Raw genomic sequence first — 18,313 nt, forward strand, 5'->3', positions numbered from 1 at the left:
TAGGACGCGACGCCGTCGCGCCCGTATCGAGACCCGCGAGCCGAGCGTATGACCGAGCTCCGCGACGTCGTCGTCTGCGCCCCGCTGCGCACCCCCGTCGGTCGCATGGGCGGCGCCCTGGCCGCCGTCCCCGCCGTCGAGCTCGCGACCACGGTCCTCACCGCGCTCCTCGAGCGGACCGGCGTCGATCCCGCCGCGATCGACGGCGTCATCGCCGCGCAGGGCTACCCGACCATGGAGGCCCCCGCGATCGGCCGGGTCGCCGCCCTCGACGCGGGCTTCCCGGTCACGACGACCGGCTACCAGCTCGACCGCCGCTGCGGCTCGGGCCTGCAGGCGGTGCTCAACGCCGCGATGGAGGTGCAGACCGGCGTCGCCGACGCGGTCGTCGCACTCGGGGTCGAGTCGATGTCGAACGCGCCGCTCTACACCGTCGAGGGCCGCCGGGGACTCACCGGCGCAGGGCTCATGCTGCACGACGCGCTCTCGCGCGGACGCGAGACCGTCGGCGGTCGGCGCTTCCCCACGCCGGACGGCAACGTCGGCTCCGCCGAGCTGCTGCGCGCCGAGTACGCCATCTCCCGGGAGGCGCAGGACGCGTTCGCGCTGCAGTCCCACCGGCGGGCGGTCGCCGCCCAGGAGTCCGGGGCGTTCGACGCCGAGCTGGTGCCCGTGGAGGTCCCGGGTCGCCGGGGCAGCACCACGGTCGACCGCGACGAGCACCCGCGCGCCGACACCTCGCTCGAGGCGCTGGGGTCGCTCCGCGCCATCCTCGGACGACGCGATCCGGACGCCACGGTCACGGCGGGGAACTCGAGCGGCCAGAACGACGCGGCCGCGGCCTGCATCGTGACGACGCCCGAGCGCGCGGCGGAGCTCGGGCTCACGCCCATGCTCCGCCTCGTGTCGTGGGCAGTCGCGGGCATTGACCCGCTCCGGTTCGGCGTGGCGCCGGTGCCGGCGGCGAACCTCGCGCTCGAGCGCGCCGGCATCCGCTTCGAGGACCTCGACGTGATCGAACTCAACGAGGCGTTCGCCGTGCAGGTGCTCGCGTGCCTCGCCGACTGGGGCCTCGACGCCGAGGACCCGCGCCTGAATCCGCGGGGCAGCGGCATCTCGATCGGCCACCCGATCGGCGCCACCGGCATCCGGATGCTCGCGACCCTCGCGCACGAGCTGCCCGCACTCGACGGCGAGCTCGCGCTCGAGACCATGTGCATCGGCGGCGGCCAGGCGCTCGCCGCCGTGTGGGCACGCGTCTGAGACCGGGGCGCGCGGCGACTACCGCGCGCGCTCGGGACCGCCCGTGGCGTCGATGCCGGTGACGGTCGTCAGCAGGAAGACCGAGTCCTCCAGGGCGAGGACCGCGTGCCGCGAGTGCGTCAGCACGTCCAGTCGCCCGGCGGTGACCTCGGTCGGCTCCTGCCCGGTCACGCGCACGCGTCCGGCCAGGACCTGGATGCTCGCCGCCGCGGGCGAGTTGTGCTCGGCGAGCTCGACGCCCGATCGCAGCGCGATGATCGTCTGGCGCATGGGTCCGTCGCGGAGGATCAGCTCCGCACTGCGGCCGTGCTCGTCCTCGAGCGCGGCGGCGAGGTGGGTTCGGGCGAGGTCGGTGAGGTCGGCCACGGTGTCCTCCGTCCGGAGTGGTGTGGTCCAGTATGCCAACCACGAGCCATCGCCATCCGTGATGCGGGACATCAGGCGGCCGTGCGCGCGCGACGATGGAGGCTCGGGCGTTCGCAGGGAAGGGGCCGCCGATGGGGTCGCATGAGGGCCGCACGTACGTCGTGACCGGGGCGGCGTCCGGGATCGGCGCGGCGACGGCCGCCGCGCTCGCCGCAGCGGGTGCCCGCGTCATCGCCGCCGACCTGGCGTGGGAGGCGGCGCCGCGGGCAGGAGAGGTCGAGCCGGCGTTCCTCGACGTCGCGGATGCCGACGCGTGGGTCGCGCTCGCGGACCGACTCGCGGCGGCCGGCGGCGGCCCGGCCCTCGACGGCCTCGTGAACGCGGCCGGCATCACGCGTCGCGCGCGCCTGCAGGACGTGACCGCCGACGACTTCGCGCAGGCGTTCGCCGTCAACGCGACCGGCCCGGCGCTCGGCATCCGGGCGCTCGCGCCGCTGATGCCCGGCGGTGCGTCGATCGTCAACGTCGGCTCCGCGGCGGGCGCGACGGCGCACTACGGCATCGCGTACGGCGCCAGCAAGTGGGCGCTGCGCGGCATCACGAAGAGCGCCGCGATGGAACTCGGGCCCCGTGGCATCCGCGTGAACCTCGTGAGCCCCGGCTTCATCGAGACGCCCATGACGGCGAGCGCGCCCGAGGCGTTCCGCGCGGCGAACCTCGAGGCGACGCCGCTCGGCCGGCCGGGCTCGGCCGAGGAGGTGGCCGCGGTCATCGTCCACCTGCTCTCGCCGGAGGCCGGGTTCGTCACGGGCACGGAGATCGCGGTCGACGGCGGGCTCACGGGCCACGGCGGCGGCTTGCCGATCGCCCGGGCGATGGGAGCCGCGCATCCGGATGAGTGATGCCCGCCATCATCGATCGCCCCTTCACTGATACCCCGGCAAGGCGGTTGACTGGTTCCACGCCGCTCATCGCCGCGCGCGTGATTGGAGACATCCGTGACCTCGTCGTCCGACGGCCTGACCGCCCCCTACGCGCTCGTCCGGTTCCGCCGCGCGGGCGGCGCGACCGATGCCGAGCCGGTGCTGGGCCTGGTCGCGGGGGACCGGGTGCGCGAGATCGGTCCCGCCGAGCTCGGTGCGCCCGACCTCAACGCGTTCCTCGCCGAGGCGCCCGCCTCGTGGGAGCGGCTGCGGCGCGTCGCCGAACAGGCCGACGGCACGTGGCATCCGCTCGCCGACGTCACCCTGACCGCACCGGTCACCCCGCGGCAGGTGCTGCAGACGGGCGCGAACTACCGCACCCACGTGATCGACCTCGTGGCGGCCGGGCGTGCGAAGAACGACCCGCGCCCGATCGAGGAACTCCGCGAGTGGGCCGCCGACATGATGGACCGTCGCGCACGCGAGGGCACCCCGTACTTCTTCATCGGCCTGCCGGCCGCCGTGGTCGGCGACGACGTCGACCTCGTGCTGCCGTCGTACAGCGACCAGCACGACTGGGAGCTCGAGCTCGCCGTCGTCATCGGCCGCGAGGCGTTCCGCGTCGCCCGCGAGCACGCGATGGAGCACGTCGCCGGCTACACGATCGTGAACGACATCACGACGCGCGACCTCGTCTTCCGCGAGGACATGAAGGAGATCGGCACCGACTGGTACCGCGGCAAGAACGCCCCCGGCTTCCTGCCGACCGGCCCGTTCCTGGTGCCCGCGCCGTTCGTGCCGAACCCGGGCGACCTGCACCTGCAGCTCACGCTCAACGGCGAGACGATGCAGGATGCCACGACGTCCGACCTCCTCTTCGACCTGCCCGCGCTCATCAGCGGGGCGTCGCAGAACATGCCGCTCCTCCCGGGCGACCTGCTGCTGACGGGCAGCCCGGCCGGCAACGGCATCGTCCACGGGCGCATGCTCCGCGACGGCGACGTCATGGTCGGCGCGATCGAGGGGCTGGGCGCGCAGTCCGTGCGCGCGGTCGCCGAGACGACGGATGCCCCAGCCGGCCGCATGCACGCCGAGGCGGGTGCACGATGACCACGAAGCTGCTCACCGAGGACCCGGCCGACCTCGACCGCACCGACCCCGAGCGGCACATCGCCGAGACCGCCGAGGCGGTCCGCAACTGGGGTCGCTGGGGCGAGGACGACCGGCTCGGCACGCTGAACTTCATCGGCGACGCCGAGCGCGCCCGCGCCGCCTCGCTCGTCCGCCGCGGCGCGAGCTTCTCGCTCTCGCAGCCCTTCGACATGAACGGCCCGCAGCAGGGCTGGCGGCGGCGCACCAACCCGGTGCACACCATGCTCGACACCGGCACGGATGCCGCGGCCGGGACCCAGGGCTTCCCCCACGGCATCGGCGGCGCCGACGACGTGATCGCGATGCCCCTGCAGTGCTCGACGCAGTGGGACGGGCTCGGCCACATCTTCGACCGCGGCATGGCGTGGAACGGCCGCCCGGCCGGCCAGGTGGTCACGAGCGACGGCGACCTCGTCACGGGCATCGAGCATGCGGCATCCGTCATCGCGGGCCGTGGCGTGCTGCTCGACGTCGGCCGCCACCTGCGCCCCGAGACCGGGGAGCTGGAGGACGGCTACGCGATCACGGTCGCCGACCTCGAGGCCTGCATCGCGGCGCAGGACGCGACCGCCGCCGTCGGCCGCGGCGACCTCGTGCTCGTGCGCACCGGCCGGTACGCACGCGCCCTGCGCGAGGGATGGAACGGCTACGCCGGCGGACCCAGCGCGGGCCTGTCGTTCACGACCGCCGGCTGGCTGCACCGCACCGAGATCGCCGCGATCGCGACGGACACGTGGGGCTTCGAGGTACGGCCCAACGAGTTCGACGACGCGTTCCAGCCGCTGCACCAGGTCGTGATCCCCAACATGGGGCTCACGATCGGCGAGATGTGGGACCTCGAGGCGCTCGCCGCGGACTGCGCCGCCGACGGCGTGTACGAGTTCCTGCTCGTCGCCCCGCCGCTCCCGATCACGGGTGCGGTCGGCTCGCCCGTGAACCCCATCGCCCTGAAGTAACCCGGAACCCGAACCGCATCCCAAAGGAGGGATCAGCTCATGACCGCAGTCTCCCGTGTCGCGATCGTCGGCTCAGGTGTGGCCGGCACGGCCGCCGCCATCCTGCTCGCCGAAGGAGGCGTCGACGTCGACGTCTTCGAGGTCAAGCCCGACCTCACAGCCCTCGGCTCCGGCATCACCCTGCAGGGCAACGCGCTGCGCGTGTTCGACCGCCTCGGCGTGTGGGACCGCGTGCAGGAGGCCGGGTACTTCTTCAACCAGACGGGCCTGCGCGCCCCCGGCCCGGACGCCCCGTTCATCGCGCAGATCCCCGACGCGCGGACGGGCGGCCCCGAGTACCCCGCGGTCGCCGGCATGTACCGCCCCGAGCTCGCCGAGATCCTCGCGGACCGTGCCACCGAGCTGGGTGCGCGCATCCACTACGGCACGACCGTGTCGAGCTTCACGCAGGACGACACCGGCGTCGACGTCACCCTCAGCGACGGCTCGACCGCCCGGTACGACCTGCTCATCGGCGCCGACGGCCTCAACTCGTCGATCCGCAAGCAGCTCGGCATCGAGGTCGAACCCGAGCGGACCGGGATGGGCATCTGGCGTGCCTTCGTGCCGCGTCCGAAGGAGGTCACGCAGACCGACCTCTACTACGGCGGGCCCGTCTACATCGCCGGCTACTGCCCGACGAGCGACGACATGATGTACGCCTACCTCGTCGAGCCCGCGCAGGACCGCCACCTGCTCTCGCCCGAGCAGGGCGTGCAGGTGATGAAGGAGCTCTCGCAGGCGTACGGCGGACCGTGGAACGAGATCCGCGACTCGCTCGACGGCGCCTCGCGCGTGAACTACACGTGGTTCACCCAGCACGTCATCCCCGACGCCTGGAACCGCGGCCGCGTCGTGGTCATCGGCGACGCCGCGCACAGCTGCCCGCCCACCATCGCCCAGGGCGCCGCGCAGGCCGGCGAGGACGCGGTCGTGCTGGCCGAGCTCCTGCTCTCGCGCGACGAGGTCGACCAGTCGCTGTGGGACGAGTTCCACGCCCGGCGCCTGCCCCGCGCGACCGAGGTCGTCGAGGCCTCGGTGCAGCTCGGCCAGTGGCAGATCGACCACGTGCGCGACGCGGACGTGCCCGGCCTCATGCGTCGCATCGCCATGCTCGTGAGCCAGCCGGCATGAGCGCCCGCTTCGATCCGGCGACGGATGCCGCGCCGCCCGTCGTCGACGTGCACGCCCACCTGCTCCTCCCGGCCCTGCAGCAGGCCGTCGCGGAGCGCGACCCCGACGGCTTCGCCGCCGCCCAGGCGCTCGAGGCGCGCCGCAACGGACCCGAGAGCCTCGCGGCATCCGGTCGCATGATCGGCGAGCGGATGCCGCTGCTCACCTCGCTCGAAGCGCGCCTCGCCGAGATGGACCGGCAGGGCGTCGACGTGCAGGTCGTCTCGCCGTCGCCCTCGCACTACTACCCCTGGGCCGGCGCGGACCTCGCGACCTGGGCCGCCCGCGAGGCGAACCGGGCCATCGCCGACCACGTCGCGGGCGCGCCCGACCGGCTCCTCGGCCTCGGCCTCGTTCCGCTCCAGCACCCGCACCTGATGGTCGACGCGCTCGAGGACGCCGTCATCGGGGCCGGCCTCGCCGGCGTCGAGCTCTCGTCGTTCGCGGGCGACGTCGAGCTCTCCGACGAGCGGCTCGACCCGTTCTGGGCCCGCGCGGAGGAGCTCGACGCGATCGTGTTCCTGCACCCGTTCGGCTGCAGCCTCGACGAACGGCTCGACCGGTTCTACCTGTCGAACACCGTCGGCCAACCGGTCGAGAACGCCGTCGCGCTGTCGCACCTCATCTTCTCCGGCGTGCTGGATCGGCACCCGGACCTGAAGCTCGTCGCCGCGCACGGCGGCGGCTACCTGCCGACCTTCCTCGGCCGCTCCGACCACGCCTGGCAGGTGCGACCCGAGGCGCACGGATGCCGCCACCTGCCGTCGTCGTACCTGCGGCGGCTGCGCTTCGACTCGCTCGTGCACACCCCCGACGCGCTCCGCGCGCTCGTCGCGGCCGCCGGCGCGGACCGCGTGCTCGTCGGCACCGACTACCCGTTCGACATGGGCGTGGACGACCCCGTCGAGCGCCTGCGGGAGGCCGGACTCGCCGAATCGGACGAGCGCGCGATCCTCTCGGGCAATGCGGCCGACCTGCTCGGCGGGCGACTGCCCCGGGGACGAGCGCACGCCGTCGCCGCGGGGGGAACGGCATGAGGATCGCGAGGTGGATGCACGACGGTGCGGTCGCCGAGGGCTTCGTCATCGGCGACGGCGTGGTGCCGTTCCCGCGCGGGCTGACGGTCGGCGACGTGCTCGCGGCCGGGCTCGCCGACTTGCCGGCGCTCGCCGCGGAGCTCGAGGGCGATGCGGCGGCATCCGTCACGCCCCTCGCCGACGTTCGGCTGCTGGCTCCGCTCGTGCCCGCGAGCGTGCGCGACTTCGTCGCCTTCGAGGAGCACGTCGAGGGCGTCACGGCATCGGTCGACGGGGCGAGCCACGTCGCCGACGAGTGGTACACCTTCCCGACGTTCTACTTCACGAACCCGCACTCGATCATCGCGACGGGCGACGAGGTGCGCCCGCCCTCGACGGGCCGCCTCGACTTCGAGCTCGAGGTCGGCGCGGTCATCGGCGGCGTGGCCGGCTCCGACGGTCGGGACCTCGCGCCGGCGGAGGCCGCCCGGCACGTGTTCGGCTACACGATCTTCAACGACTGGTCGGCACGCGACATCCAGGGGCGCGAGATGAAGGTGCGGCTGGGGCCGGCGAAGGGCAAGGACTTCGCGACGACCCTCGGGCCCTGGATCGTCACGGCCGACGAGTTCGACGGCCTCCTCGACGACGAGGGCTTCCTGCCGATCCGCATGGAGGTCCACGTCAACGGCGAGCGCATCGGCCACGACCTGCTGTCGAACATGGGCTGGCCGTTCGGCGACCTCGTCGCCTATGCGTCGCGGGATTCGCTGGTGGTGCCGGGTGACGTGCTCGGGTCGGGCACCGCGGGCAACGGCGGATGCCTCGCCGAGCTGTGGGGTCGCGCGGGCGAGCTGACCCCGCCGCCGCTCGTCGAGGGCGACGAGGTGCTCATGCGCGTCGAGGGCATCGGCGAGATCCGCAACGTCGTCGGGCGCGCTCGACCCGTCCCCGACATCCCGCCCGCGCGCCACCGCTCCCGTGAGCGGGAACGCGCCTGACGATCAGGCCGACTCGGCGCCCAGCGCGGTGGACGCCTCGACGAACAGGCCCCGGAGCCACTCGTGCTCGGGATCGCGACGGTGCACCGGATGCCACCACATGGCGTTGTGGATCGGCGTCGCGTCGAACGGCGGCTCGAGGACCCGCACACCCGCCGTGTCGCGGGCGTAGTCGGCGAGGCTCGACTGGATGAGGGCGAGGCGATCGGTGCCCGCGACGAACATCGGCAGCAGCAGGAAGCTCTCGACCACCGCCTCCACGCGGGGCTCGATACCGAGCTGCTGGATCTGCCGCGTCGCCGACGTGAACGCCGACCGCGACTGGTAGGTGAACACCCAGGGCAGCTGCGCGACGTTCTCGAGCGTCACCTCCTGGTCGATCGCCTCGTTGTCGGCCGAGGCGAGGACGACCCAGCGGTCGGTCCACAGGTCGGTGAAGGGCAGGTCGGTGAGGAAGCCGTGCGGCATGAGCAGCGCGTCGGCGCTGCGGAGCCGGTTCACCGCGTCCTCGACGATCTGCGGGTTGTGCATCATGAAGCGGAAGCGCACGCCGGGGGCCCGGTCGGCGGCCAGTGCGGCCACGCGCCGGCCGGTCGTGGCCACGCTGTAGTCGGAGCCGTAGATGGCGAAGTCGCGGGTCGACTGGCTCGGGTCCCATTCGGCCGAGCTCTCGAAGACGCGGCGGGCGGCGTCGAGCGCCGCGGCGGTGTGCTCGGTGAGGCGCGACGCGAGGGGCGTGAGCTCGTAGGTGTTTCCCGTGCGCGCGAGGATCGGGTCGTTGAAGTGCGTGCGCAGCCGGGCGAGGGACGCGCTCAGGGCGGGCTGGCTGAGGTGGAGCCGCTCGGCTGCGCGGGTGACGCTCCGTTCGGTGAGCAGTGCGTCGAGCGACACGAGCAGGTTGAGGTCGAGTCGGGAGAGGGGCGGCTGGGAATCGGACACGTCGCTGTGTTCCTTCGCTGGGTCGAGGCGCTCAACTCTATCAGTGCGATCGATTCGAGGCCTAGCGTCATCGCGGCGAGTGATGTGCGATCGTGACCGGCCGGCTCAGGTCCTGACGTCGGCGGTGAGCGCCCCGGCCGCGAGGGAACGTGCGGAGAGCGCGAGGTGCGCTCGGGTCATCGCCTCGGGATCCGCGTCGAGCCATTCGTGCCCGCCCCACTCGCTGCACAGGGTGCCCGCGAAGCCCGCGCGGCCGAGTTCGGCGCCGAGATCGCGGATCGGGTTCGACACCCGGCCGTCGGCGTCCTCCAGATCCCAGAACTTCAGGTGGAAGGCGCCGATGAGCGGCAGGATGTCGCGCAGCACCTCCGCGTCCGAGCGCCCGAAGCGCACGAGCATGTCCATGAACAGCGCGTGGGCGTGCGGCGGGACCGCGCCGGCTCGGAGCGTCGAGACGAGCGCGTCGATCGTGGCCGGGTCGCGCCATCCGCTCGTCAGCCGATCGAGGAGCGCGCGCTCGAAACCGGCGGCCCGGAGCGCCTCGAGGTACGTCACCGGCAGGGAGGGCATGAGCATGCTGGAGTCGACCAGCACGCGGACGTGCGGATCGTCGAGGGACGCGATCGCCTCCAGGGCGCGGGCGGTCTGCGGGTCGTCCGGGGTCTGCCGGCCCTGCGCCTCCTCGAGGAGCACGAGGTCGAGCTCCTGCAGATGGGGCAGCAGGCGGGCGAGCAGCGCCGATCCGGCCTGCCCGATCGGGAGGCGGACGCCGTCCGCGCCGATGCGATGCGCCGCGCGGAGCTGCGGCAGCAGGAACGCCAGCCGCTCGTCGTCGTCGCGACGCCGACCCGAGGCGTCCCAGTCGTCGAGGCTCGCCCCGACGATGCTGACGGTGCCGTCGGCCGACGCGAGCCCCGCGCGGAACGCGTCGACCTCGTCATCGCCGGGGGTGGGGAACCCGCGCCACATCTGGCCCGGCTCGATCTCGATGACGGAGGCCACGCCATCGCGGACGACGCCCGCGGCGATGTCCGCGGCGGGACGCTCGGCGCGCACCGCCTCCGGGGTCCAGTTGAACGCGCTCGCGGCGAGCGTCCAGCCCGCTGGCAGGTCCGCTGAGGGGGCGGGTCGGACGCGGGTCGTCGCTTCGGCGCCCGGATCGCTACCGAACGCGTCCGAGGCTCCGGCGTCGGCGGCGACCTCCGCGACCAGGGTGCGAGCGTGGTGGAACGGCAGGATGAGCGGGCCGTCGGGGCCCGCCTGCAGGTAGGGGATGAGCAGCCGGAACGACACGGCGACCTCGTGCGGCCCGTCGTCGAGGCGCTGCCCGGCTTCGACCACGAGTCGATCCTGCAGGAACCACCAGTCGCCGCACGGTCGGATGCGGAGGTCGGTGACGGGCGTGCCGTCGATCGAGACCTCCAGGTCCCGGAGGCTGGAGACGGGCAGCGAGCGGATCCAGGGCAGGCTGAGGCGCAGCGCGACGCCGTCCGCGGTGCGGGCGAGTGCGTCGTCGAGCAGGATCGGCAGGCTCATCCGAGTCGTCCGCCCGTGACGATCAGGGTGCGGATGGTCGGCTCGGGCATGGCACTCCTTCGTGTCTCATTGAGACGAAAAGGTACACCCTTAAGTCGAAATCAGGAAGAAGTCATCCTCGAGTCAGGATGCCGCGGGCATGACGTCGCGGATCAGCGGCCGCCCCTCGGCGAACCACCGGGGGAACGTGGCCTCGAAGAGCTGTTCGCGCACCATCTCGGCGCCGCCGCGCAGCGGCTCCTTCTCGTCGCCGTGGGACCGGACGATCGCCAGGTCGCGTGTCGCCAGCGGCAGGGAGAGCTCGTACACCCGCTGGCGCACCTCCGCGAGGTAGATCTCGCCCGCCGACGAGACGGCGCCGCCGACGACGATCACGCCCGGGTTGAACATGTTGACGAGGGCCGCGATCGACTCGCCGACGAGGCGCGCCGAGCGCTGCACCAGCGAGATCGCCAGCGCATCGCCGTTGATGGCGGCCATGGCGATCTCCTGCGGGGTCAGCCCGTCGCCGCTCCCGCGCTCGCGCGCGAGGGCGCCGCCGGCACCCTCGTCGAGCGCCTGGCGCGCATCGCGGACGAGCGCCCAGCCGCCCGCCTCGGCCTCGAGGCAGCCCACCTTGCCGCAGCGGCACGGCGACTCGGACTCCCGCACGCGGACATGACCGACGTCGCCGGCGGCCCCGTTGGCCCCGCGGTGGATGCGCCCCTGCGAGAGCAGTCCCGCCCCGATGCCGGTGCCGACCTTGAAGAAGATGAGGTCGAGGCGATCCTCGCCTCGCCGTGCGCGCTCGCTGAAGGCGAGGAGGTTCACGTCGTTGTCGACCCAGACCGGCGCGTCGAACCGCTCCTCGAAGCGGCGGCGCAGGTCGAAGCCGTTCCATCCCGGCATGATCGGCGGGGCGACCGGACGACCGCTGTCGAAGTCGACCGGGCCCGGAATGCCCACCGCGACGCCCCAGACCGGGACGTCCTCGTGGCGGAGGAGGATCTCGTCGAGCATCGCGAACGCCTGGTCGATCGTCGCCGCGGGGCCGCTCGCGATGTCCCAGTGCGCGTGGCCGTCGTCGATGATGTCGCCGTCGAGCGAGGCGATCCCGACGCGGATGTGAAGCGCGCCGAACGCGCAGATGATGATGCGCCCCTGCTCGGACCTGAATCGCAGGGTGCGCGGAGCTCGCCCGCCGGACGAGGGGCCGTAGTCGCCGTCGGCGAGGAAGCCCATCTCGATGGCCTGGTCGACGCGCTGGGTCACCACGCCGCGGCCGAGCCCGGTGAGCCGACCGATCTCGGGGCGGGTCATCGCCTCGCCCGTGCGGACGAGGTTCACGATGCGGAGGAGGCTCGTCACTTCGTCGGTCTGCGCTCCGAACCGGAGGGTGGACTCGCGTGTCATGCCCCTGATTCTGGCACAACGGCCGTCGATGAGCGGGCTTTCGGCACGATGAAGAGTGCATTCCGGCACAACTTCTGTGTAGTCTCTGCAGAAGTTCTGCGCCGACCGTGGACTCGGTCGGGAGTGAGGGGAGCCGTCGTGCGAGGTGTGGGGATCATCGGGGCCGGTCCCGGGGTGGCGGCGCTGCACCTGCCGACGCTGGCCCGGCTCGCGGAGCGGCTCCGCGTGGTCCACCTCGCCGATCGCGGCAGCGGGCGAGCCGCCGCCCTCGCCGAGCCGCTCGGCGCCGCCGCGTCGGAGGGAACGGCCGCCCTCCTCGCCGATCCGGCCGTGGAGATCGTGGCGATCTGCAGTCCGCCGGACGAGCACGCCGGCCACATCCTGGCCTGCGTCGAGGCGGGTGTGCGCGCCATCCTGTGCGAGAAGCCGCTCGCGACGAACGCCGCCGACGCCCGTGCCGTCGTCGAGGCGTGCCGCGACGCCGGCATCCCACTGCTCGTCGCGACGAACCACGTCTACGACGAGGCCTGGGACCGCGCCAAGCGGTACCTGGTCGCGCTGGGCTCCGATGTGCGATCCGTCTCGGTGACGGTCGCCCTGCCCCCCAACGGCCGGTACCACTCCGCGGTCGCGGAGCTCGCGCCCTCGGCCGCACCGCCGCGCGGCGCGCCCGACCTCGGCGACCCCGACGTCGCCGCCGCGGTCGTGCGGCAGCTCGTCCTCGGCCTGGCCGTCCACGACCTCCCGGCGATCCGGGATCTCGCCCCGGACTTCGAGGGCGTCGATTTCGCCGCGGCCGTCGCGCCCCTCGGGTACTCGATCGGATTCCGTTCGAGCGGCGTCCCCGTCCTGCTGGACGCCGTCATGCTGCCCGACGGACCGGACGCGTTCTGGCGCTTGAGCATCGGCGCGGGGGCCGACCGCGTCGACGTCGAGTTCCCGCCGTCGTTCGTGCACGCGGGCAGCGCCACGGTCCGCGTGCGCAGCGCCGAGCCGCGGGAGACGACCTACCGACGCGACGGCTCGGACGGCTACGTGCGCGAGTGGCTCGCCCTCGCGGAGCTCCTCGACGGCGTGACCGCGATGGAGCCGCACGAACTGCTCGACGATGCGCTCTTCGCGATCGGGCTGGCGGACGCCGCGGCGGCGGCGATCCGGGCAGGGGGCGCCTCATGACCGCACCGGTGTTCCTCACGGGCGACCTGCCGGCGTACCGGGTGGCGATCGCGTCCCTGTCGCACTCGGCCGCCCGTGCGGACGGCCCGGCGGGCGCGCTGGCCGTCATCCGCGGCGACGGCGCCTGGTGGGAGGACGCGCGGCGCGCGGCGGCGGGCGGGGCGGTCGCCCTGCTGGTCGATGAGCCCGAGGCGGCGCCCACGGACGTGCCCGCGCTCCGGGGCGAGCTCGGTGTCCCCGTGCTGGTGCGTCGGCCGAGCCTGCGATCGGGCATCGTCGACGACGCGCTCCGGAGCCTCGACGGCTCGGCCTTGCGATCCGTCGTCGCGGAGTGCCAGGCGAGCTTCGCCGACGCGCCCCGCGTGGTCCGCGACGCAGTGGGCTGGATGCGCGTGCTCACGGGCGGCGCCGACGGCGCCCCGGCCGTCCTGCGCGGTCGCCCGGGACGTCATGGCACGACCGCGCGGCTCCGCTGGGCGGGAGGAGTCGGTGCGTCGCTCATCGTCACGCTCGTGGCCTCGGGCGGCGGGCTGCTCCGGGTGCGCGCTTCGGGGGAGACGGCCCTCGAGATCGACCTGGACGCCCCGATGGGCCGGAGCGTGCTCGGGGTGGGAACGTCCGCGGGGTGGCTCATGACACCGCCTCGACACGAACAGCCCGAGCGCGAAGCACTCCGCCGCGCGCTCGAGCTGGTGCGCGACGGTTCGCCGACGGGGGATCTGGCGGGCTTCGGTGCCGACGCGGCGACGGCGGCGACGATCCTCGCGCGCTGAGTTCGGCGCGTGCCCCTCCGTCTTATGTTGTTGTTCAACTAAAGATCGCATAGAATCGACGTGACGTTGGGGTCCCGCTGGGATCCGATCCGAGCCGTGAAGTCGCGGCGAGGGCACATCCGGTCACGTCGACGGCCCGATCGTTCGGGTGGAACCACGCAGATGTCGCTTTCCCCGTTGAGGCTCCGCCTCCTCGTCGCCTCGCTCCTCACGGTCGCCTTCCTCGGCGCACTCGACCACACCATCGTCGCCACGTCGCTCGCGACCGTCGCCGGCGAACTCGGCGCGCTCGAGCACATGAGCTGGGTGGTGGTCGGCTACACCTTGGCCGGCACCGCCCTGTACCCGGTGCTCGGCAAGCTCGGAGACCTCGTCGGACCCCGACTGGTCTTCCTCACCTCGGTCGCGGTGTTCCTCGCCGCGTCGCTCGCGTGCGGCTTCGCCCAGGACATGACTCAGCTCGTCGTCGCGCGCGTGGCGCAGGGCATGAGTTCCGCCGGCATCCAGCTGATGTCGCAGACCATCGTCGCGCACGTGACCACGCCCCGGCAGCGGCCCCGCTACCTCAGCATCATCGGCGCGGCCTTCCCCATCGCCATCCTCGTCGGCCCCGTGCTCGGCGGGCTGATCACCGACTACTGGGGCTGGCCGTGGGTGTTCTGGATCAACCTGCCCTTCGGCCTCGTCGCGCTGGCGCTCGCCGCGTTCGCGGTCCCGCACGTGCAGACCGGAGCCCCGCGCCGGTTCGACATCGGCGGTGCCGTCACCTTCACGATCGCCCTCGTCGCACTCGTGCTGGGCGTCACCTGGGTCGGCGCCCCCGAGACGGCACTCTCCGCCGTGGTCGCCTTCGCCATCGTCGCCGTCGCCCTGGCCGCGTTCCTCGCGATCGAGATGCGAGCACCGGAGCCCATCCTGCCGCTCGGCTTCTTCGCCGACCGCACCATCGCCGCCGGGGTGGCGCTCTCGGCCATCATCGGCATCGGACTGTTCTCGGTGACGGCCTACCTGCCGACCTACTTCCAGATGGCGTACCGAACGAGCGCGACGGTGTCGGGTCTCGTGCCCATCGCCACGGTGTTCGGCATGCTCGTCGCGAACCTCACGACCGGATGGCTCGCCAGCCGGACCGGCCGCTACCGCGGCTACACGATCTTCGGCACCGGCCTCGCTGCGATCGGGCTCGCCGTGATGGCGCTCCTGCCGGTCGGCACGCCGCTGTGGGTGCCGATGGTCGTGATGTTCGGGGTCGGCATCGGCACCGGCTCGTTCATGAGCCTGATCATCGCGGTCGTCCAGGGCGCCGTGCCGCGTCACGAGACCGGGACCATCACCGCGACGACGAACCTCGTGCGGCAGCTCGGCTCGACCCTCGGCACCGCCGTCATCGGCGGGGTGATCGGGGCCGGCATCGCCGCTCGGCTGCCGTCGTCGCTCGACCCGTCGTCGCTGACGCCCAGCCTCGTGCACGGGTCGGCGCCCGCCATCCAGGCGGAGGTCGCCCAGATCTACGGCGACATCTTCGTCCCCGTGTTCGCCGCGCTCGCCCTCACCTACGCGGTGGGGATCGTCGCGGCCGTCCTGCTCCCGTCCGGGCGGCTCTCCGACGAGCCCGCACCGGCCGCCGAATCCGTATCCGAACCCGCCAACGCGTGAGACTCGAAGAGGAGACGCACATGTCCCACCACCCCACCATCGCCGTCGTCGGCAGCGGGCCGATCGGCTCCGCGTACGCCCGCCTCCTCGTCGAGGGCCTGCCCGACGCTCGGGTCGTCATGTTCGAGGCGGGTCCGCAACTCACCGAACGGCCGGGCGAGAGCGTGCGCAACATCGCCGATCCCGCCGAGAAGGCCCTCGCGCGCGAGCGTTCCCAGGGTCCGCAGGCGGGCGACCACCGCGAGTCGCTCGGCATCCCGGCCGGCACGGTCGTCGAGGGCATGTTCACGGCCCGCCAGGGCACGCACCTGTTCGACTTCGGCGGTGCCGGCTCCGCGCACGCGCCGACGTTCCCCGCGGCGGCGGCGGCCACCAATGTCGGAGGTCAGGGCGCGCACTGGACGTGCGCCATCCCGCGGCCGGGCTTCAGCGAGAAGGTCGACTTCATCGCCGACGACGAGTGGGACGACCTCATCCGCGAGGCCGAGGGCCTGCTGCACGCCCAGAGCGCCGCGTTCGCGGACTCGGCGGTCGGGCGCGGCATCCGTTCGCTGCTCGCCGAGGAGTTCTCGGGCGAGCTGCCCGAGGGCTACGGTCCGAGCACCCTGCCCGTCGCGGGCGACCCGCAGCCCGACGGATCGATCCGCTGGGCCGGCGCCGACGTCGTGCTCGGACCGCTCATCGAGCCGGGCAACCCGCTCCGCGAGCGCTTCGAGCTGCGCGACCTCACGCTCGTGCGCCGCATCGAGCGCGACGGCGACCGGGTCACGGGCGTGACCGTCGAGGACCTCCGGACCCGCCAGACCTCGTTCGTCCCCGCCGACCTCGTCGTCGTCGCGGCGGACGCGTTCCGCTCGCCCCAGCTCCTGTGGGCGTCGGGCATCCGGCCGGCCGCCCTGGGGCACTACCTGACCGAGCACCCCGTCGTGATCTCCACCGTCGCCCTCGACGGCGAGCGGATGAGCCGCTACGCGACCGTGGACGAGCTCGAGGCGGAGCTCGCGCGCCGCGCCGCCAACGCGGCCGACCCGGTCGCGGCGGTCAACCGCATCCCGTTCTCGGAGCCCGACCACCCGTTCGCGCTGCAGGTCATGTACTCGGAGACCACGCCGTTCCCGATGGACCCCGAGCACCCGCTGGCGAAGAACCGCTGGGGCTACGTCAACATGGGCTACGGCATGCGCAAGTTCCCGCGCTACGAGGACGCCGTGACGTTCGACGACGACGAGCTCGACTACCGGGGCTTCCCGAACATGACCATCGAGTACGCGCTCACCGAGCGCGAGGAGACCGAGATCGCCGCGGCGACCGAGCGCCTCCGTCGTGCCGGCCGGGCGCTCGGCACCTTCGTCGCGGAGCCGCGGCTCATGCCGAACGGGTCGAGCCTGCACTACCAGGGCACCATGCGCATGGGCCCCGCGGACGACGGCACGTCCGTCGCCGACCCGTGGTCGCGGGTGTGGGGCGTCGAGAACCTCGTCGTCGGCGGCAACGCGCTGATCCCGACTGCGACGGCCATGAACCCGACGCTCATGAGCGTCGCGATCGCGGTGCGCGGGGCGCGCAAGGCGGTCGAGGAGCTCTCGGCCCGCACCGCGGCATCCGTCACCGCCTGATTCGAAGGGAACCAGCACCGATGCTGCTCGAACGCGATCTCATCCAGTCCACCGGCTTCCGGAACGTCCGCGAGGGCGACCGGGTCACCGGCTTCCAATTGCGCGTGCGCATGCCCTCGTACCGCGGCATGGCGGCCTCGCTCATCGACGGCATCGCCGTGCGGGTCGGCGACCTCGTCGACGTCGGCCCCGAGGTGCCGCGATGGACGTTCGGCGACACCACGTACTCGCTCGGCGAGCTGTGGGACTCCGACGGCGTGCGCTGGCCCCTCGAGGAGGCGGCGATCGTCACCGTGCCGCATGAGGGCGGGCTGCCCGAGGGCACGCACGAGGTGTCGATCGAGCTGCGCCTGCGGATGTCGTACATCCCCGAGGAGCACCAGCCGAGCACCTATCGCGTCACTCGCCACATCACGCTCTCGCCGGACGGCGACGGCGGGCCCTTCCAGTACGGCGTCTCGCTCTACAGCTACATGACCGACTACGGCACCGTGCTCGATCTCGAGACGGCGCTCGCGCACGTGGCCGACGTGGGCGCCACGGGCGTCGAGATCCTCGGCGAGGGCCACGTCGCGGGCTACCCCGAGCCGACCACCGAGTGGATCGACCGGTGGTTCGCGCTGCTCGACCGCTACGGGCTCGAACCCACGAACTACGGCTCGTGGATCGACACGCGGCTGCACTCGAGCGGTCCGAACGCCCGCCGGCTCACCGCCGAGGAGGGCGCGGGCATGCTGCAGCGCGACCTGCGGCTCGCGAAGCGCCTCGGGTTCCGGTTCGTCAGGCCCAAGATCGGCGTCGTCTCGAGCGACCTCGTGCCCGATCCCATCTGGACGGAATCGGTCGAGCGCTCGCTCGACCTGGCCGCCGAGCTCGACGTGGTGATCTGCCCCGAGATCCACTCGCCGACCCCGATCAAGCACCCCGTCGTCGACGACTACATCGAGCTCATCGAGCGCACCGGCACGCAGCACTTCGGGCTCCTGCTCGACACGGGCATCTTCCAGGACCGCCCCATCCCGCTGCGACCCGGCGAGCTGCCCGGCCGGCGGCCGGCCTTCCTCGACGGCATCGGCGTCGATCCGGCCGACATCGCCGACATCGCGAAGTACGTCGTGTTCATCCAGGCCAAGTTCCACGACATCGACGAGCACCTCGAGGACCAGCAGATCCCGTGGGAGCCCGTGCTCCGCGCCCTGAAGGACGCCGGCTACACGGGCTACCTCTCGAGCGAGTACGAAGGCGAACGCGAGCCCTGGCGCTCCATCGAACAGGTGCGGCGCCAGCACTCGCTCATCCGCCGCATCGCCGCCGGGCTCTGAGCCGCGGCATCCGC

16 protein-coding genes are annotated in these 18,313 nt (G+C 72.9%); 12 read left to right on the top strand and 4 right to left on the bottom strand.

Annotated features, from left to right (window positions below; translation table 11 throughout):
* Nucleotides 1–48: 48 nt before the first annotated feature.
* The gene (locus AVP42_RS03385) at nucleotides 49–1,263 is read left to right on the top strand and encodes an acetyl-CoA C-acetyltransferase (RefSeq protein WP_067946110.1); all 1,215 of its coding nucleotides are present in this window, start codon (nucleotides 49–51) and stop codon (nucleotides 1,261–1,263) included.
* Nucleotides 1,264–1,281: 18 nt separating this feature from the next.
* Here the strand turns inward: AVP42_RS03385 and AVP42_RS03390 are convergent, their stop codons facing one another.
* Nucleotides 1,282–1,629 (bottom strand): cupin, encoded by a 348-nt coding sequence (locus AVP42_RS03390; RefSeq protein WP_067946112.1) that lies wholly within the window; start codon nucleotides 1,627–1,629, stop codon nucleotides 1,282–1,284.
* Nucleotides 1,630–1,760: 131 nt separating this feature from the next.
* Between AVP42_RS03390 and AVP42_RS03395 the strand changes: the two genes are divergently transcribed.
* The 6 genes from AVP42_RS03395 (at nucleotide 1,761) to AVP42_RS03420 (ending at nucleotide 7,889) form a co-directional block, all read left to right on the top strand.
* Entirely contained in the window at nucleotides 1,761–2,531 is a 771-nt protein-coding gene (locus AVP42_RS03395) for an SDR family oxidoreductase (RefSeq protein ID WP_067946114.1), read from the top strand.
* 96 nt (nucleotides 2,532–2,627) lie between these two features.
* Entirely contained in the window at nucleotides 2,628–3,662 is a 1,035-nt protein-coding gene (locus AVP42_RS03400; RefSeq protein WP_067946116.1) for a fumarylacetoacetate hydrolase family protein, read from the top strand.
* Complete coding sequence (locus AVP42_RS03405) at nucleotides 3,659–4,660, top strand: cyclase family protein (protein ID WP_067946119.1); 1,002 nt, start codon at nucleotides 3,659–3,661, stop codon at nucleotides 4,658–4,660. Before AVP42_RS03400 ends, AVP42_RS03405 begins: the two co-directional genes overlap by 4 nt.
* 39 nt (nucleotides 4,661–4,699) lie before the next feature.
* Nucleotides 4,700–5,833 carry an FAD-dependent oxidoreductase gene (locus tag AVP42_RS03410; RefSeq protein ID WP_067946121.1) on the top strand — a complete coding sequence of 378 codons (1,134 nt, stop codon included), beginning with the start codon at nucleotides 4,700–4,702 and terminating at the stop codon, nucleotides 5,831–5,833.
* Nucleotides 5,830–6,909 carry an amidohydrolase family protein gene (locus tag AVP42_RS03415; RefSeq protein ID WP_067946123.1) on the top strand — a complete coding sequence of 360 codons (1,080 nt, stop codon included), beginning with the start codon at nucleotides 5,830–5,832 and terminating at the stop codon, nucleotides 6,907–6,909. The genes AVP42_RS03410 and AVP42_RS03415 overlap by 4 nt, the downstream gene beginning before the upstream one ends.
* Entirely contained in the window at nucleotides 6,906–7,889 is a 984-nt protein-coding gene (locus AVP42_RS03420; RefSeq protein ID WP_067946125.1) for a fumarylacetoacetate hydrolase family protein, read from the top strand. Before AVP42_RS03415 ends, AVP42_RS03420 begins: the two co-directional genes overlap by 4 nt.
* A gap of 3 nt (nucleotides 7,890–7,892) precedes the next feature.
* On the opposite strand, the gene AVP42_RS03425 is transcribed toward AVP42_RS03420, so the two are convergent.
* The 3 genes from AVP42_RS03425 to AVP42_RS03435 all read right to left on the bottom strand — a co-directional run bounded on the left by AVP42_RS03425 (nucleotide 7,893) and on the right by AVP42_RS03435 (nucleotide 11,756).
* Nucleotides 7,893–8,828, bottom strand: a complete 936-nt coding sequence (locus AVP42_RS03425) for a LysR family transcriptional regulator (protein ID WP_067946126.1) — start codon at nucleotides 8,826–8,828, stop codon at nucleotides 7,893–7,895.
* 105 nt (nucleotides 8,829–8,933) lie between these two features.
* Nucleotides 8,934–10,364 (bottom strand): sugar phosphate isomerase/epimerase, encoded by a 1,431-nt coding sequence (locus tag AVP42_RS03430; protein WP_231878528.1) that lies wholly within the window; start codon nucleotides 10,362–10,364, stop codon nucleotides 8,934–8,936.
* A gap of 123 nt (nucleotides 10,365–10,487) precedes the next feature.
* A complete protein-coding gene (locus AVP42_RS03435; protein WP_067946128.1) occupies nucleotides 10,488–11,756 on the bottom strand; it encodes an ROK family protein in 1,269 nt (422 codons plus the stop codon).
* Nucleotides 11,757–11,894: 138 nt separating this feature from the next.
* On the opposite strand from AVP42_RS03435, the gene AVP42_RS03440 reads away from it, so the two are divergent.
* The 5 genes from AVP42_RS03440 (at nucleotide 11,895) to AVP42_RS03460 (ending at nucleotide 18,299) form a co-directional block, all read left to right on the top strand.
* Nucleotides 11,895–12,932, top strand: a complete 1,038-nt coding sequence (locus AVP42_RS03440; RefSeq protein ID WP_231878529.1) for a Gfo/Idh/MocA family protein — start codon at nucleotides 11,895–11,897, stop codon at nucleotides 12,930–12,932.
* Entirely contained in the window at nucleotides 12,929–13,705 is a 777-nt protein-coding gene (locus tag AVP42_RS03445) for a hypothetical protein (RefSeq protein ID WP_067946130.1), read from the top strand. Before AVP42_RS03440 ends, AVP42_RS03445 begins: the two co-directional genes overlap by 4 nt.
* 177 nt (nucleotides 13,706–13,882) lie before the next feature.
* Nucleotides 13,883–15,361, top strand: coding sequence for an MDR family MFS transporter (locus AVP42_RS03450; protein WP_231878530.1), 1,479 nt, complete (start codon nucleotides 13,883–13,885; stop codon nucleotides 15,359–15,361).
* Between the two features lie 20 nt (nucleotides 15,362–15,381).
* Nucleotides 15,382–16,977 carry a GMC oxidoreductase gene (locus AVP42_RS03455; RefSeq protein WP_067946134.1) on the top strand — a complete coding sequence of 532 codons (1,596 nt, stop codon included), beginning with the start codon at nucleotides 15,382–15,384 and terminating at the stop codon, nucleotides 16,975–16,977.
* Between the two features lie 20 nt (nucleotides 16,978–16,997).
* Nucleotides 16,998–18,299, top strand: a complete 1,302-nt coding sequence (locus AVP42_RS03460) for a DUF6379 domain-containing protein (protein ID WP_067946136.1) — start codon at nucleotides 16,998–17,000, stop codon at nucleotides 18,297–18,299.
* The last annotated feature ends 14 nt before the right edge of the window (nucleotides 18,300–18,313 follow it).

The sequence above is a fragment of the Agromyces sp. NDB4Y10 genome, assembly GCF_001620055.1.
In the GTDB taxonomy this organism is placed as follows: Bacteria; Actinomycetota; Actinomycetes; order Actinomycetales; family Microbacteriaceae; genus Agromyces; species Agromyces indicus.